Here is a 15,894-nt window from a genome sequence, read left to right on the forward strand (position 1 = left end):
GGGCATGAAAAAGCACCCCGAAGGGTGCTTTTTTTATAAGCCGTCAGCCAATTACTGGCCTGGCTGGTTCTGCGACAGGATCAGCTTGCCTTCCTTGTCGACCGGGATCTGGTTGCCCGGATCACGATCCATGCGCACCTTGCCTTCCTTGCCGTCCAGCGAATACCGGACGTCATAGCCCACGACCTTGTCGCTGATGTCATTCACCGTGTTGCAGCGAGTCTGAGTCGTGGTGTAGGTATCACGCTCCTGCATACCCTCCTGAACCTTGTTGCCGGCGTAACCACCACCGACCGCACCGGCCACCGTGGCAATCTTCTTGCCGGTGCCGCCGCCGATCTGATTACCCAGCAGACCACCCGCCAACGCACCGACCACGGTGCCGGCGATCTGGTGTTGATCTTTCACCGGTGCCTGCCGGGTCACCGTCACATCCTTGCACACTTCACGTGGAGTCTTGATCTGTGTTTTGACCGGCTCTACGGCCAGCACTTGCGCATACTCAGGGCCGCTTTTAACCAGGCTGTAGGTGGCAACAGCACCCCCGGCAGTTACACCGACAGCACCCAATACCGCACCAACCAGCAACGACTTGTTCACATGAACCTCCTGACCATCACATGCGGGAACGCGCCCGCGCTTCTCCCAGCCTTGGAGCAAAAAAAAAGACGCGAGTTCAACTCGCGTCTTTTTTGACTGACCGCCGGAAAATCGATGGCCGTTATGGACGGTCGTCGACTTCCTTCTCGGTGTTGGCCGGTGGAATAAGATCTTCAGTGCTCAGGTTCAGCCAGATCAACACCACGTTCGCGATGTAGATCGACGAGTAGGTACCCGCCAGAACACCGATAAACAGGGCGATGGAGAAGCCGAACAGGTTATCGCCACCAAAGAACAGCAGCGCCGCGATCGCCAGCAGGGTGGAGATCGACGTCGCCATGGTCCGCAGCAAGGTCTGAGTCGTCGAGATATTGATGTTCTCGATCAGCGAAGCCTTGCGCAGGACACGGAAGTTCTCACGCACCCGGTCGAATACGACGATGGTGTCGTTGAGCGAGTAGCCGATGATCGCCAGCACCGCCGCCAACACCGTCAGGTCGAAGGTGATCTGGAAAAACGACAGGATACCGATGGTCACGATCACGTCGTGGATCAGCGATACGATGGCGCCGACCGCGAACTTCCACTGAAAGCGGAAAGCCAGATAGATCAGGATGCCGCCGAGCGCCAGCAGCATGCCGAGGCCGCCCTGGTCACGCAGCTCTTCACCGACCTGCGGGCCGACGAACTCGACACGCTTGACGGTAGCGGGGTTATCGCCGCCGACCTTTTGCAGCGCTTCTGCCACCTGATGACCCAGTTGCGGGTCTTCACCCGGCATACGCACCAGCAGGTCGGTGGTTGCACCGAAGTTCTGCACGACGGCCTCGTGGTAACCCGAGGTCACCAGCTGCTCGCGCACCTTGGTGACGTCAGCCGGACGCTCGTAGGTCAGCTCGATGAGCGTACCACCGGTGAAGTCCAGCCCCCAGTTCATGCCCTTGTGGAACACACTGAAGATTGCCAGCAAGGTCAGAAATACGGTGACGCCGAACGCAAAGTTGCGGACGCCCATGAAGTTGATTGTACGTAACATGGCAGCCCCTTAAATCCACAACTTCTTGAAGTCACGTCCGCCAAAGATCAGGTTGACCATTGCGCGGGTCACCATGATGGCCGTGAACATCGAGGTAAAGATCCCGAGGGACATGGTCACTGCAAAGCCTTTCACCGGGCCGGTGCCCATGGCGAACAGGATGCCGCCGACCAGCAAGGTGGTCAGGTTGGCGTCGAGAATCGCAGTGAATGCCCGGCCGAAGCCTTCGTTGATTGCACGTTGCACGGTCATGCCGGCGGCGATCTCTTCACGAATCCGCGAGAAGATCAGCACGTTGGCGTCGACCGCCATACCCATGGTCAACACGATACCGGCGATACCCGGCAGGGTCAGCGTAGCCCCCAGCAGCGACATCAGCGCCAGCAGCAACACCATGTTCACCGCCAGTGCAACGGTGGCGATCAGGCCGAAGAAGCGGTAGATGGCGATGATGAACAGCGAGACGAACAACATGCCCCACAGCGAAGCATCGATACCCTTGGTGATGTTGTCCGCACCCAGGCTCGGGCCGATGGTGCGTTCTTCAGCAAAGTACATCGGAGCAGCCAGACCACCGGCACGCAGCAACAGCGCCAGTTCGGACGACTCGCCCTGGCCGTTCAGGCCGGTGATACGGAACTGCGCACCCAGCGGCGACTGAATGGTCGCCAGGCTGATGATCTTCTTCTCTTCCTTGAAGGTCTGCACCGGCACGTCTTTTTCGACGCCGTCGACCACTTGCTTGACGTAAGTCGTGACCGGGCGCTGTTCGATGAAGATCACCGCCATGCTGCGACCGACGTTGCTGCGGGTCGCGCGGTTCATCAGATCGCCACCGTGACCATCCAGGCGGATGTTCACTTCAGGCGTACCGTGCTGCGAATCGAAACCGGCCTTGGCGTCAGTCACCTGGTCACCGGTGATGATCAGGCCACGCTCGATCTGCGCAGGAGGACGCTTGCCTTCACGGAACTCGAAGGTCTCGGAAGTGGCTTTCGAAGCGCCCGGCTCTGCAGCCAGACGGAATTCCAGGTTGGCCGTCTTGCCGAGGATACGCTTGGCTTCGGCAGTGTCCTGCACGCCCGGCAGCTCAACCACGATACGGTTGGCGCCCTGACGCTGGACGATCGGTTCGGCTACACCCAACTCGTTGACGCGGTTACGGACCGTGGTCAGGTTCTGCTTGATGGAGTATTCACGGATTTCCGCCAGCTTGGCCGGGGTCATCGCCAGACGCAGCACCGGTTGACCGTTGAGGTCGGCCGGAACAATGTCGAAATCGTTGAAATTCTTGCGGATCAGCGCACGGGCCTGTTCGCGGGAATCAGCATCGCTGAAGCCCAGCTGAATGGCGCCATTGAGTTGCGGCAGGCTGCGATAACGCAGTTTCTCTTTGCGCAGCAGGCTCTTGACGTCGCCTTCGTAGACTTTCAGGCGGGCGTCGAGGGCTTTGTCCATGTCCACTTCCAGCAGGAAGTGCACACCACCGGACAAGTCCAGCCCCAGCTTCATCGGGTGCGCGGCCAGGTTGCGCAACCATTGCGGGGTGGTTTGTGCCAGGTTCAGCGCGACGACGTAGTCATCACCCAATGCCTTGCGGACAACGTCCTTGGCCGGCAGCTGGTCTTCAGCCTTGGTCAGACGGATCAGACCGCCTTTGCCGTTCGCTGCCAGGCTCGAAGCCTTGACGTTGATCCCGGATTCCTTGAGCGCGGTGCTCACGCGATCCAGATCGGCCTGATTGACCTGCAGGGCCGTGCTGGCGCCGCTGATCTGAATGGCCGGGTCATCGGGGTATAGATTCGGAGCGGAATAAATCAGACCGATCGCCAGCACCGCCAGGATCAGAATGTATTTCCACAGAGGATATTTGTTCAGCATCACGCCGCCCGTTATGAACGCGGGGCGCCTTGCGCGCCCCGTCGATTGAGTAGAAGTTGGAACCTTAGATCGCTTTCAGCGTGCCTTTTGGCAGCGTGGCGGCGATGGCGCCCTTCTGGAACTTCATTTCCACGGTGTCGGAAACTTCCAGAACCACGAAGTCATCGGCCACTTTTGTGATCTTGCCGGCGATGCCGCCGGTGGTGACCACTTCGTCGCCCTTCTGCAGGCTGCTCAGCAGGTTCTTCTGCTCTTTGGCGCGCTTGGCCTGTGGACGCCAGATCATCAGGTAGAAGATGACCAGGAAGCCGACCAGGAAAATCCACTCGAAGCCGCCGCCCATAGGCGCTGCAGCCGGTGCAGCCGCGTCAGCCATGGCATTAGAGATAAAAAAGCTCATTTAGCACTCCAGTTGCAAATGTTGAATCTTGGGGTCAGAAAACTCAGTCCAAAGGCGGAACGGGAAGCCCGCGTTTGGCGTAGAAGGCATCGACAAAGGCGGCCAATGTACCCTGTTGAATAGCCTCGCGCAAACCAGCCATCAGCACCTGATAATGGCGCAAATTGTGGATGGTATTGAGCATGCTGCCGAGCATTTCGCCGCACTTGTCCAGATGATGCAGATAAGCGCGGGAGAAGTTCTGGCAGGTATAGCAATCGCAGGTCGGATCCAGTGGCGAATCATCATGGCGATGGAACGCGTTACGGATCTTCAGCACGCCTGTATCAATAAACAGATGCCCGTTGCGGGCATTACGGGTTGGCATCACGCAATCGAACATGTCCACACCGCGGCGCACACCCTCAACCAGATCTTCCGGTTTGCCAACGCCCATAAGGTAACGAGGTTTGTCAGCCGGCATCATGCCCGGCAGGTAGTCCAGCACCTTGATCATTTCGTGCTTGGGCTCGCCCACCGACAGACCGCCGATGGCCAGGCCGTCGAAACCGATCTTGTCCAGGCCTTCCAGCGAGCGCATGCGCAGGTCCTGGTGCATGCCGCCCTGAACGATGCCGAACAGTGCCGCCGTGTTGTCGCCATGGGCATTCTTCGAACGCTGGGCCCAGCGCAGCGACAGTTCCATGGACACACGGGCCACGTCTTCGTCAGCCGGATACGGGGTGCATTCGTCGAAGATCATCACGATGTCCGAGCCCAGGTCGCGCTGGACCTGCATCGACTCTTCCGGGCCCATGAACACTTTCGAGCCGTCGACCGGGGAGGCGAAGGTCACGCCTTCCTCCTTGATCTTGCGCATGGCGCCAAGGCTGAACACCTGGAAACCGCCGGAGTCGGTCAGGATCGGGCCTTTCCACTGCATGAAATCGTGCAGGTCGCCGTGCTCCTTGATCACTTCGGTACCCGGGCGCAGCCACAGGTGGAAGGTGTTGCCCAGAATGATCTCCGCGCCCGTGGCGACGATGTCACGCGGCAACATGCCCTTGACCGTGCCGTAGGTGCCCACCGGCATGAACGCCGGGGTCTCGACGGTGCCACGGGGGAAGGTCAGACGACCACGACGGGCCTTGCCATCGGTGGCAAGCAGCTCGAACGACATACGACAGGTGCGACTCATACTGTTTCCTCTGGGCCGCGCGGCGCGGGATTACGGGTGATGAACATCGCATCACCGTAGCTGAAAAAGCGGTATCCGTTGTCCACGGCGGCTTTGTAGGCGGCCATGGTTTCCGGATAACCGGCGAACGCCGAAACCAGCATCAACAGCGTGGACTCGGGCAAATGGAAATTGGTGACCAGAGCGTCGACCACATGGAACGGCCGGCCCGGGTAGATAAAGATGTCGGTGTCGCCGCTGAACGGTTTGAGTACGCCATCGCGGGCGGCGCTTTCCAGCGAACGCACGCTGGTGGTGCCGACAGCGATGACGCGACCGCCACGCTCACGGCAAGCGGCGACGGCATCGACCACATCCTGACCGACTTCCAGCCACTCGGAGTGCATGTGGTGATCTTCGATCTTCTCGACGCGCACTGGCTGAAACGTGCCGGCGCCGACGTGCAGCGTGACGAACGCAGTCTCGACGCCCTTGGCGGCGATCGCTTCCATCAGCGTCTGATCGAAATGCAGCCCGGCGGTCGGCGCCGCCACCGCGCCGAGCTTCTCGGCATACACGGTCTGATAGCGCTCGCGATCCGAACCTTCGTCCGGGCGATCTATATAAGGAGGCAACGGCATGTGCCCGACGCGATCAAGCAGCGGCAGCACTTCTTCGGCAAATCCCAGCTCGAACAGCGCATCGTGACGCGCCAGCATCTCGGCTTCGCCGCCGCCGTCGATCAGGATCTTCGAACCCGGTTTCGGCGACTTGCTGGAACGCACATGGGCCAGCACGCGGTGGGTATCGAGCACGCGTTCGATGAGGATTTCCAGCTTGCCGCCGGACGCCTTCTGCCCGAACAAGCGCGCCGGAATCACCCGGGTATTGTTGAACACCATCAGATCGCCGGGGCGCAAATGCTCCAGCAGATCAGTGAATTGACGGTGTGCCAGGGCGCCGCTGACCCCATCCAGGGTCAACAGGCGACTACCGCGACGCTCGGCCAAAGGATGGCGGGCAATCAGCGAATCAGGAAGCTCGAAGGTAAAGTCAGCAACGCGCATGATGGGGTTCGTCTAGCAGGGCCGGAAAGTCTAGCGGAAATATCGAAAATTGACCATGAAACGTGATTGACCAACGGTAGGCACCTCTCTATACTTCGCCGCCATTGAGCCCTGATGGCGGAATTGGTAGACGCGGCGGATTCAAAATCCGTTTTCGAAAGGAGTGGGAGTTCGAGTCTCCCTCGGGGCACCAAAATTAGAAAAGGTCTTGCTTAGCAAGGCCTTTTTTTTCGTCTGTCGGAAAGTGTCGCCGGCCCTCCGGCGAAATCTCACACAGGTTCACAACATGGAAACGTCACTGGAAACCGTCGCCCTGTTCTCCCTCAAACTCGCGTACGAGGAAGAAGGCCTGAGCCCGATCCTGCGCGATGACATGGTCATGGGCGATTATCAGAAAGACGTATTCGAACTGCTGGTGCGCCGGGGTGATGTCGAGACGATCCAGTTCAAGATGAACGAGTGTCTGGCGCTGGCGATGGATGCGTTGGGTGGCGTCGAGAAACCGTTGGGGCGGGAACTGCACAAGTTGTCGACCGACTTCAGTCAGGCGCAGTCGCTGGAGCAGCTGGATCAGCCGCTCCTCGCGCTCAAGGGTTATTTGAAGGACATTCTTTAAGCTACGCAGATGAAGAAAGTGGCGCAAAGCTTCTATTTTGATATCTTGCCGTCCACTCGCTAGAGGCCTGTCAACCGCCTCTGTTATCGCGCACTCGGGAATAAACCAAAATGGATGCTGTGTTGTGTTTGCTGGTGATGGCTGGAACCTGGCTCTGGGTGGTGAAGCAACGGGGTGAGTGGAACCTGTTGCTGGCCAACCTTGCCGGCGCCGGAAGTGGCGTGGTTACCGGCATTGTGTTCACGCTGATTTACGACGCAGTCATTGGTACGTCGATGGCGACACCCAACCTGAATCGCAGTCTGGTGGTGTTCATCACCAGCGCGGGCGTTCTGGCGGGGGTATGGCTGTGGATTGCCAATCGCCGTCAACCCGAACATCCGGTTGCACGTCAGTTGCTCGGCGCGGTGTGTGGCTTGGCCGCCGGCATGGCGACCCTGGTGTTTCTGGCGGTGAATTTTTTCCCCCACACCTGAGTGGACGGCGCGGCTGTTTTGCAGTCAGCGCCGAGCCTTCAACACCCGAATATCCGTCGCAAATCCGTCGGCACCGACAATTTTCTTCCAGCCCACATACTGAAACTCGCCCCGCTCATCGATGTAATCGCCCTTCTCCACCGACCTGCCACCGACGATCGCCACGCGCTTTTCCTCACCACACCCGCCATCCGACGGCCGAACGGTGTAGATCACATACGGCTTCACATACTGCGTGGCGCGAAAGTATTGGCCGCAGACTTCATCGACGGTAATCAGCATGGTTTTCAGGCGCGCTGCGCCGTCCATGTCTTCGTGAAGTTTGAGGAAGGAGATTTCGCCGACATCGCTGTAGCCGAGTGAACGGGCGCGTTGGTATTCGGGGGAGTTCTGGTGGGCAATGCGGCCTTGCTCGGCGGCCTGGTTCATTCTGTCGGCGAACTCGGCTTTGCCACGGGCAATCATCGCATCGGCCTCGGCCGCCACGTTTTCGCATTGAGCGAATTCCCCGGAGGCAAGGTATTGGGGAGGCAGATTTGGGCGGTGCTCATTCATGCTCCCCTGACTGTTCTCCAGATCGCCCATCACCTCAAAGGCACCGGGCACGCGACCGCTTTGGACGTCGGCCATTTTTTCCTGCATGCGCTGACAGTTGGCGAGGTAATACTTCCAGCTGTTTTCCGGGTGCTCTTTCCAGGCGGCGAATGCCGGGGTCATGGCGCTGGCGAAAGTGATTGCACATAGCAGACGCAAAACAGGGGCGACTTTTGACATGAGTAGTCCATTACAGGAATCAGGAAAGTGGCGCGAAGCTACTATTTTGTTATCTTGCCGTCCATCGTCAGTAGTCAATCTGCGCGACGCACTGATTTCAGTTTTTTTGCAGGATTAAGGAAAGGATCGAATGGAGTTTCTGCGTTTTCTGGCATTTGTCGCGGCCTGGGGTTTCATGTGGCGCTGGGTGGTGAAAAACCGCGGCAGCTGGAATCTGTTTTACGCCAACCTGGTCGGTGTCGCGGGCGGTTTCATTGTTTCGATGGTGGTGCTGGCGATCACTTTTTCACTGTTCCCGTCGGCGCATCGCTACGAAGCCGCGCAGACTGAAAACGTCGTGGCGCAGCGGGAAGCCAAGCCGACCTCGTTGCTGCCGGAAGCCGAGGCGGTTGCGAGCCCTGCTGCGCTGAAAGATGCGCCGGTGTTTGCCGCTATCGTGCCGGACAACAAGCCCTCTCCAGCGGATTCCGCGTTGCTGCCGAACTACGCCAGTCGGGCGCCGAAGACGATGTCGGTGCAAACCGTGATCGACCAGAGTGACGATGAGGGGCGCAAGGCCCTGACGGCGCTGAGCAAAAAACTGCGCGCCGACGCCCAGGGCGACAAATCGATGCTCGCGTATGTCATGTGCAGCCCGTTCGTGACCAGCACATTGCGCTTCCCCGCATCTGCCCGGTTTGCCGACAGCAAAAGCCTGACGCCGCAACGCTTCAAGGATCAGGTCTACACCTTCAGCAACACCGTCACCGCGCGGAACATGAATGGCGACGATGTGACGTACCGCTTCGACTGCTCCGTACAGGAACAGCCAAGCGTCGACGCGACACCTGCCGAATGGCGCCTGTTGGCGCTGAAGCTGGAAAAAACGGGCTCTTAAGCCTGGTTTAAGGGTTCGAGGCGCCGGCTGCGCTATCATCGCCGGCCTGTGCGCCTTGAGCTTTTCCCCCGATGCCTCCGACACCTGATGACCTGAGCCCGTTGCCCGCTGTTCTGGCCGGGCCGTTGCTGCGACGGCTCGAACCGACGCGCATCGTTCTTTGGCTGGTCGGCAGCCGCGAGCTGTCGTTGACCTTGCGTCTGCAAGGCGTAGGGAACATTCCTCTCGATAGCGGGAAATGCAACGTCATTCCGGTAGGTACCCGGGCGTTTGTTCACCTCATCGATGTCCCCCTCGAAACCGCCCTGCCCTGCGACACCCGCATCGACTACGACCTGTTGATCGATGGCAAGCAGCCGATCGCCGACTGGGCGCCGCACCTGCTCTACGACGACGCCACCGGCCCGAACTTCGTCCTGCGCTCGCGCATCGACCAGTTGCTCCACGGTTCCTGCCGCAAGCCCCATCATCCGGCCGCCGACGGTTTGCTCTGTGTTGACCGGTTGCTGGCCGCCGAAACCGATCCGCAGCAACGTCCCGCCCTGTTGATGATGAGCGGTGATCAGGTTTACGCCGACGATGTGGCCGGTCCGATGTTGCGGGCGATTCATGCCTTGATCGAGCGCCTCGGTCTGTTCGGTGAACACCTCGAAGGCGCAGTAGTCAGCGACAGCGCGAAACTCTACGAACACCCGGCCAGTTACTACCATCGCGCGGATTTGCTGCCGGCACTGGAAAGCAACGAGACACTGCGCGAGCGTTTCTTCGGCGGTGCGCGCAAGCCGATTTTCACCAGCAGCAGCGCCGACAATCACCTCGTGACGTTTGCCGAAGTCATGGCGATGTATTTGCTGGTGTGGTCGCCAACACCCTGGACACTGGTCAATCCGCAGCCACCGGCACTGACGCCTGAACGCCTCAAGCGCTATGCCCTTGAACAGACCCGCATCGACGGGTTCAAGGCCGGCCTCGGCCAGGTGGCCCGGGCACTGGCGCATCTGCCGAGCCTGATGATCTTCGATGACCACGACATCACCGATGACTGGAACCTCTCCGCGCAATGGGAGGAAACGGCCTACGGCCACCCGTTCTCCAAACGCATCATCGGCAACGCGCTGATCGCCTACATGCTGTGTCAGGGTTGGGGCAACAATCCGGATGCATTCAGCGCAGTGCTGGAGAAAACCCGCGGCCTGAGCGCCAACGGTGACGACCGCTACCTCGACGCTCCCGTGCAGGACGAATTGATTGAGGAATTGCTGCGCTTTCAGCAATGGCATTTCGTATTGCCGACCAGCCCGGCGCTGGTGGTGCTCGATACCCGCACCCGACGCTGGCGCAGCGAAATGGCACTCAAGCAGCCGTCGGGCCTGCTGGACTGGGAAGCCTTGAGCGAACTGCAGCAGGAACTGCTCGACCATCCTTCGGCGATCATCGTTTCGCCGGCACCGATCTTCGGCGTGAAGCTGATCGAAACCGTGCAGCGAGTATTCAGCTGGTGCGGTTATCCACTGCTGGTGGACGCAGAAAACTGGATGGCCCATCGCGGCGCCGCCCAGGTGATCCTGAACATTTTCCGACACTCGCGTACACCGGGCAGCTACGTGGTGCTGTCAGGCGACGTGCATTATTCCTTCGTCTACGAAGTCTTGATCCGACACCGCAAGGCCGGCCCGCGCATCTGGCAAATCACCAGCAGCGGCATCAAGAACGAATTTCCCCCGACCCTGTTGGAATGGTTCGACCGTCTCAACCGCTGGCTCTACTCACCACGCTCGCCGCTCAACTGGCTGACCAAACGCCGCCGCATGCGCATCGTCCCGTACGTGCCGGAACACGCAGAAGCGGGTGAGCGACTGTGGAATTCGGCGGGGATCGGCCAGGTATTTTTCAATCATCAGGGACAGCCGAGCGACATCATCCAGCACAACGCGAACGGCGCACCGAAGACCCGGATGCTGGCGCCGGATTTGTCGGACTACCCTGATTAGAAAAATCTCACGTAGAGAGTGAGAGGGATGGCAGGCGCGTCGGAATCAGCTTACAAAAGACCCAGAAACGTCTCGACGAGACTTCGGTGATACTCAGCACACCGCAGGCAGCCCGTCTGTGGCACAACCAATGATAGGTATCGCCTTGTCATCCTGTACTCATTTCTGTACGTTCTTTGCATCAAGCGAGGACTACAACATGGACACTATCAACTACACCACAGCTCGTGCGCACTTGGCTGAAACCATGGATCGCGTGAATGAAGACTGCGCCCCGCTTCTGGTAACCCGACAAAAAGGCGAGCCTGTAGTGATGATGTCTCTGGCCGAATACAACGCGCTGGAAGAAACGGCTTATCTGCTGCGTTCTCCGGCCAATGCCGAGCGCTTGATCAAATCAATTGGCGAAATGCGCGCTGGAAAAGCCAAAGTCAGGCAACTGATTGAAGAATGAAAATCCAGTTCACGCCAACGGGCTGGGAAGACTACTTATGGTTTCAACAAAACGATAAGGCCGGTCTCAAACGAATCAATCTTTTGATCAAAGCGATCCAGCGCCAACCCTTTGAAGGCTTGGGCAAACCGGAGCCGCTCAAGCACAACATGAGCGGCTTCTGGTCACGGCGGATAACTGCCGAGCATCGCTTGGTCTATGCGATCGTAGACGGCGAAATCTGCGTCATAACTTGCAGATTTCACTACTGACCGAGGGATGAGACATGGCTCAGGGAACGGCCAACACCTCTGACAATCATCCCCACCTCCCGCTCATCAATCGTCAGCGGCGGCAGCAGCCGGATCGTCTTGCCGCGCGTGACGTTGATCAGCAGTCCATGATCCCGTGCCGCAATCAGTGTCAGGTCGCGGATCGGCTGCTTGAGTTCGATGCCGATCATCAGCCCTTGCCCACGAATCGCCAGCACATTCGGATTGTCCGCCAGCTCTGCACGCAGGCGGGTCAGCAGGCGCTCGCCCTGGACCCTGGCATTTTCCAGCAGGCCCTGTTCTTCGATGATCTCGAGCACGGTGCAACCCACCCGGCACGCCAGTGGATTACCGCCGAAGGTGCTGCCATGGCTGCCGGGGGTGAACAGATCGGCCGCCCGGCCCCGTGCCAGGCAGGCACCGATCGGCACGCCATTACCCAGGCCCTTGGCGAGGGTCATGACGTCGGGAACGATGCCTTCGTGCTGAAACGCGAACCAGCGACCGGTGCGACCGATGCCGGTCTGAATTTCGTCGAGCATCAACAGCCAGGCGTGGCGGTTGCACAATTCACGCAGGGCCTTGAGGTAGCCGGGAGGCGCCAGTTGCACGCCGCTTTCACCCTGGATCGGCTCGACCAGAATCGCCACGATCCGCTGGCCATGCTTGCGCTGCACTTGCTCCAGCGCCTCAAGATCGCCGAACGGCACCTTGACAAAATCCCCGGGCAACTCATTGAAACCCAGGCGCACCGCCGGGCCATCGCTGGCGGACAAGGTGCCAAGGGTACGGCCATGAAACGCGTTGGCCATCACCACCACCAGCGGCTGCTTGATGCCTTTGTGCCAGCCGTACAGACGCGCCAGTTTTAGCGCGGTTTCATTGGCCTCGGCACCGGAGTTGTTGAAGAACGCCCGCTCCATCCCCGCCAGCTGCGTCAGCTTCCGCGCCAGCGACTGTTGCCAGTCGATGCTGTAGAGGTTGGAGGTGTGCAGCAGCAATCCCGCCTGCTCGCTGATCGCCGACACGATGCGTGGGTGCGAGTGGCCGACATTGGTCACCGCCACGCCCGCCACCGCGTCCAGATACTCGCGGCCCGACAGATCCCAGAGTCGGGTGCCCAGGCCTTTGATGAAGCTCAAGTCCAGCGGTTGATAGGTGTTCATCAGGGCGGCGGTCATGTCGGCAAACTCCAGCGAGGTGAGAGGTGCTGGCAGTATGGTTATCCACCTGAACTGGATAAACTCGGCAAAACTTCAATCATTTAAAAGCCGGGCTTGATAATGGATCTGTTCCAGTCGATGAGCGTGTACGTCAAGGTTGTGGAGTCCGGCAGCATGACGGCGGCCGCGCTGCAGTGCGAAATGTCCACGACCATGGTGGGCAATCACCTGCGGGCGCTGGAGCAACGGCTCGGCGTGCAACTGTTGCAACGCACCACCCGCCGCCAGCGGCTGACCGAGTTCGGCAGCGTTTACTACCAGCGCTGTCTGGAAGTACTTGGCCTGGTCGCCGACTCCGAACGCCTCGCCGAGCAGACGCTGGATGAACCGCGCGGCATCCTGCGGGTGACCGCGCCGCTGACCTTTGGTGTCGAACGCCTGGCCCCGGCACTCAGTGAGTTTTCCCTGCAATGTCCGCAGGTCAAACTCGACGTGATCCTGACCAACCGCCGTCCGGATCTGCTGGAAAGCGGTCTCGACGTGGCCTTCCGACTGGGCCACTTCGACCAGTCCAACCTGATCGCCCGCCCCCTGATCGACTACACCCTGACGGTCTGCGCCTCCCCGGAGTACGTGGCCCGACGCGGCATGCCGCTCACCCCTGAGGAACTGCGTCAGCACGATTGCCTGTCCTTCGCCTACCCCGCTGGCGATGACTGGCAATCGGTGGAAAAACAGTGGCGCCTCAGCGGCCCGGACGGCGAAATCATGGTCGACGTCAAAGGTCCGATGCTGATCAACAGCTCCGCCGGTCTGCATCAGGCTGCACGCACCGGTATGGGCATCGTGATGCTGCCGGATGCGCTGGTGGAACAGGACCTGCGCGATGGCAGGCTGGTCGTCGTGATGCCTGACTACCAGCCGCCGAACCGCCCGATGCATCTGCTCTATGCGCCGGATCGCTATCGGCTGCCTAAACTGCGTCGCTTCGTCGAGTTCGCCCTGCAGATGTGGGGCAGACCGTAAGCAACGCGACTACTGTTGGAAGTACACCAGGGACGGGATCAAGGAATGAACAAAGACATTTCAATACGCGACCTCCTGCCCACGGAAGTGGAGGCGGCAAGGCAGTTTCTTGAGCGGCACGGCTGGGCTCATCGCACCGGTACCGCCGAACATTTCGCACAGCTTGTTCAGAACTCTCAGCGCACCGCCGTGGCATTGAGCGGCCAGCAAATTGTCGGTTTCGCCCGTGGCATCACCGATGGTTTGTCCAACGGTTACCTGTCGATGGTGGTGGTCGACGGGCAACATCGGCGCGCGGGCATCGGGCGGGCGCTGGTCGAACATGTGATGGGGGATAACAGCGACATTACCTGGGTTTTGCGTGCCGGGCGCGAAGGTGCGGAGGCGTTTTTTGCCAGCCTGGGGTTTGAAACGTCGGTGATCGCGATGGAGCGTTTACGGCTGAAATAGCCTGCACAATCGACGCTTAAACACTGATCGTTCACTGCGTTTATTCAATTATTCAACAACCTTGAATGCCATTTCCGAGATGTCCGTAGGAACCGTCTCGACCTGCATTTTCGGCATTCGCACACTCATCGAGCCTGAATACAATCCGCCGACTTCTGAAAGCGCGGACGCATTCAAGGCCCCTCATGACCTTCAGCTCACCCAAGTTCTTCCTGATCTACCTGCCCATTGTCTTTTTTGTGTACTTCTTCCTGAATCGTCAGCGGCTGGTCACAGCTGGAAAAGTCTGGCTTGTCATTGCCAGTCTGATTTTCTATGGGCGCTGGAGCGTCGCTTACATTCCCTTGCTCATGTTCTCCATCGGCTTCAACTTCATTGTCGGAAAAGCCCTCGCCGCCCCCGACAACACCCTGCCGTCAGGCCTGTCGAAAAGGGCCATTCTGGGCATTGGAATAGTCACTGACCTGACCTTGCTCGGGTATTTCAAATACACCAATTTCCTGGTCAACAACATCAACTCGGTGCTCGGAACCGAGTTGTTTTTCTACCAGGTCATTTTGCCTCTGGGCATCAGCTTCTACACGTTTACGCAAATCGCCTTTCTGGTGGACTGCTACAAGAACCTCGCGAAAGAGTACAGCTTCGTCAACTATGCGCTGTTCGTGACGTTCTTCCCTCACCTGATCGCCGGGCCGATTCTTCACCATAAAGAAATGATGAGTCAGTTCCAGTCACGCTGGACGCTCGTCATTCGCCACAGAAACGTGGTCATGGGCCTGTTCATTTTCAGCATCGGTCTGTTCAAGAAAGTGATGATTGCCGACACCTTTGCCATTTGGGCGGATGCCGGATTCGCTCAGGGTGTCAGTCATGATTTTTTCAGCGCGTGGACGACCAGTCTTTCCTACACCTTTCAGCTCTACTTCGACTTCAGCGGTTACTGCGACATGGCAATAGGCGCCGCGTTGCTGTTCAACATATGGCTGCCGCTGAACTTCAACTCACCTTACAAGGCGCTGGACATCCAGGACTTCTGGCGGCGCTGGCACATGACGTTGAGCCGTTATCTTCGCGACTACCTATACGTACCGCTGGGCGGTAACCGGTGCGGCCGGCAGCGCTTGTATTTCAATCTGATGGTGACTTTCGTTCTCGGCGGGCTCTGGCATGGTGCGAGCTGGATGTTCATCATCTGGGGGGCATTGCATGGCGGCGCCATTGTCATGCACCGGATCTGGAAACAAGTGGGCCTGTCGCTGCCCGACCCTGTCGGATGGTTCGTCACGTTCATGTTCGTGAACATCACATGGGTGTTTTTCAGAGCCGATTCCGTTGACGACGCACTGCGCATATTGCACGGGATGATTGATTTCGACTCTATCGATCAGCTCTCCGTAAACACCGTCCCGACTGCCAACCTTGCCTGGGGAGGGACGCTATCCGATCGCTTGCTCGAGACCCTTCCCACAGGCCTGACAGCCAATCTTGCTCCGACATTGATGATTGCCGTCGCGCTGTTGATCATCCGCTGTAAAAACGCTTTCGAACTCACCTCTCACACTGATTTTGGCAAGGCGAAGACGCTCGCCATGTCCACGCTGTTTTGTCTTTCGCTGTACGCCAGCGTGCAAAGCAAAAGCCCCGTTTTCCTCTACTTCAACTTCTAGGGGCTCGCC

The 15,894-nt window shown here is 59.0% G+C and carries 17 protein-coding genes and 1 tRNA gene; 10 read left to right on the plus strand and 8 right to left on the minus strand.

Annotation, left to right across the window (positions count from 1 at the left end):
* Nucleotides 1–51: 51 nt before the first annotated feature.
* From ACODTD_RS10905 to queA, 6 genes are all read right to left on the minus strand, one after another.
* Nucleotides 52–600, minus strand: a complete 549-nt coding sequence (locus ACODTD_RS10905) for a glycine zipper 2TM domain-containing protein (RefSeq protein ID WP_011335818.1) — start codon at nucleotides 598–600, stop codon at nucleotides 52–54.
* A gap of 121 nt (nucleotides 601–721) precedes the next feature.
* Nucleotides 722–1,636, minus strand: a complete 915-nt coding sequence (gene secF, locus ACODTD_RS10910) for a protein translocase subunit SecF (RefSeq protein ID WP_064383915.1) — start codon at nucleotides 1,634–1,636, stop codon at nucleotides 722–724.
* Between the two features lie 9 nt (nucleotides 1,637–1,645).
* Nucleotides 1,646–3,517 (minus strand): protein translocase subunit SecD, encoded by a 1,872-nt coding sequence (gene secD / locus ACODTD_RS10915; RefSeq protein WP_011335820.1) that lies wholly within the window; start codon nucleotides 3,515–3,517, stop codon nucleotides 1,646–1,648.
* Between the two features lie 64 nt (nucleotides 3,518–3,581).
* Nucleotides 3,582–3,917, minus strand: coding sequence for a preprotein translocase subunit YajC (yajC, locus tag ACODTD_RS10920; RefSeq protein WP_007956696.1), 336 nt, complete (start codon nucleotides 3,915–3,917; stop codon nucleotides 3,582–3,584).
* 43 nt (nucleotides 3,918–3,960) lie between these two features.
* A complete protein-coding gene (tgt, locus tag ACODTD_RS10925; RefSeq protein WP_161794909.1) occupies nucleotides 3,961–5,076 on the minus strand; it encodes a tRNA guanosine(34) transglycosylase Tgt in 1,116 nt (371 codons plus the stop codon).
* A 14-nt stretch (nucleotides 5,077–5,090) separates the two neighbouring features.
* Entirely contained in the window at nucleotides 5,091–6,140 is a 1,050-nt protein-coding gene (gene queA, locus ACODTD_RS10930; protein WP_085610925.1) for a tRNA preQ1(34) S-adenosylmethionine ribosyltransferase-isomerase QueA, read from the minus strand.
* Nucleotides 6,141–6,248: 108 nt separating this feature from the next.
* On the opposite strand from queA, the gene ACODTD_RS10935 reads away from it, so the two are divergent.
* The 3 genes from ACODTD_RS10935 (at nucleotide 6,249) to ACODTD_RS10945 (ending at nucleotide 7,232) form a co-directional block, all read left to right on the plus strand.
* A tRNA-Leu gene (locus tag ACODTD_RS10935) sits at nucleotides 6,249–6,333 on the plus strand.
* Between the two features lie 93 nt (nucleotides 6,334–6,426).
* On the plus strand, nucleotides 6,427–6,756 hold the full coding sequence (locus ACODTD_RS10940) for a hypothetical protein (protein ID WP_007956700.1): 330 nt from the start codon (nucleotides 6,427–6,429) through the stop codon (nucleotides 6,754–6,756).
* Nucleotides 6,757–6,866: 110 nt separating this feature from the next.
* A complete protein-coding gene (locus ACODTD_RS10945; protein ID WP_221615270.1) occupies nucleotides 6,867–7,232 on the plus strand; it encodes a hypothetical protein in 366 nt (121 codons plus the stop codon).
* 24 nt (nucleotides 7,233–7,256) lie between these two features.
* Here the strand turns inward: ACODTD_RS10945 and ACODTD_RS10950 are convergent, their stop codons facing one another.
* Complete coding sequence (locus tag ACODTD_RS10950; protein ID WP_221615433.1) at nucleotides 7,257–8,006, minus strand: hypothetical protein; 750 nt, start codon at nucleotides 8,004–8,006, stop codon at nucleotides 7,257–7,259.
* 130 nt (nucleotides 8,007–8,136) lie between these two features.
* Here ACODTD_RS10950 and ACODTD_RS10955 point away from each other — a divergent pair, with 130 nt between their 5' ends.
* The 4 genes from ACODTD_RS10955 to ACODTD_RS10970 all read left to right on the plus strand — a co-directional run bounded on the left by ACODTD_RS10955 (nucleotide 8,137) and on the right by ACODTD_RS10970 (nucleotide 11,579).
* The gene (locus tag ACODTD_RS10955; protein ID WP_285354165.1) at nucleotides 8,137–8,883 is read left to right on the plus strand and encodes a hypothetical protein; all 747 of its coding nucleotides are present in this window, start codon (nucleotides 8,137–8,139) and stop codon (nucleotides 8,881–8,883) included.
* A gap of 71 nt (nucleotides 8,884–8,954) precedes the next feature.
* On the plus strand, nucleotides 8,955–10,874 hold the full coding sequence (locus tag ACODTD_RS10960; RefSeq protein WP_489104831.1) for an alkaline phosphatase D family protein: 1,920 nt from the start codon (nucleotides 8,955–8,957) through the stop codon (nucleotides 10,872–10,874).
* Between the two features lie 199 nt (nucleotides 10,875–11,073).
* Nucleotides 11,074–11,328, plus strand: a complete 255-nt coding sequence (locus ACODTD_RS10965; protein WP_039765667.1) for a type II toxin-antitoxin system Phd/YefM family antitoxin — start codon at nucleotides 11,074–11,076, stop codon at nucleotides 11,326–11,328.
* Nucleotides 11,325–11,579, plus strand: coding sequence for a Txe/YoeB family addiction module toxin (locus tag ACODTD_RS10970; RefSeq protein ID WP_011335833.1), 255 nt, complete (start codon nucleotides 11,325–11,327; stop codon nucleotides 11,577–11,579). Before ACODTD_RS10965 ends, ACODTD_RS10970 begins: the two co-directional genes overlap by 4 nt.
* On the opposite strand, the gene ACODTD_RS10975 is transcribed toward ACODTD_RS10970, so the two are convergent.
* Complete coding sequence (locus tag ACODTD_RS10975) at nucleotides 11,573–12,760, minus strand: aspartate aminotransferase family protein (protein ID WP_489104832.1); 1,188 nt, start codon at nucleotides 12,758–12,760, stop codon at nucleotides 11,573–11,575. The two genes, ACODTD_RS10970 and ACODTD_RS10975, sit on opposite strands and share 7 nt — an antisense overlap.
* 102 nt (nucleotides 12,761–12,862) lie before the next feature.
* On the opposite strand from ACODTD_RS10975, the gene ACODTD_RS10980 reads away from it, so the two are divergent.
* The 3 genes from ACODTD_RS10980 to ACODTD_RS10990 all read left to right on the plus strand — a co-directional run bounded on the left by ACODTD_RS10980 (nucleotide 12,863) and on the right by ACODTD_RS10990 (nucleotide 15,885).
* Nucleotides 12,863–13,768, plus strand: coding sequence for a LysR family transcriptional regulator (locus ACODTD_RS10980; RefSeq protein WP_011335835.1), 906 nt, complete (start codon nucleotides 12,863–12,865; stop codon nucleotides 13,766–13,768).
* Nucleotides 13,769–13,813: 45 nt separating this feature from the next.
* Nucleotides 13,814–14,218 (plus strand): GNAT family N-acetyltransferase, encoded by a 405-nt coding sequence (locus ACODTD_RS10985; RefSeq protein ID WP_011335836.1) that lies wholly within the window; start codon nucleotides 13,814–13,816, stop codon nucleotides 14,216–14,218.
* Between the two features lie 185 nt (nucleotides 14,219–14,403).
* Nucleotides 14,404–15,885, plus strand: a complete 1,482-nt coding sequence (locus ACODTD_RS10990) for an MBOAT family O-acyltransferase (RefSeq protein WP_489104833.1) — start codon at nucleotides 14,404–14,406, stop codon at nucleotides 15,883–15,885.
* The last annotated feature ends 9 nt before the right edge of the window (nucleotides 15,886–15,894 follow it).

This window comes from Pseudomonas sp. FG35 (assembly GCF_057809295.1).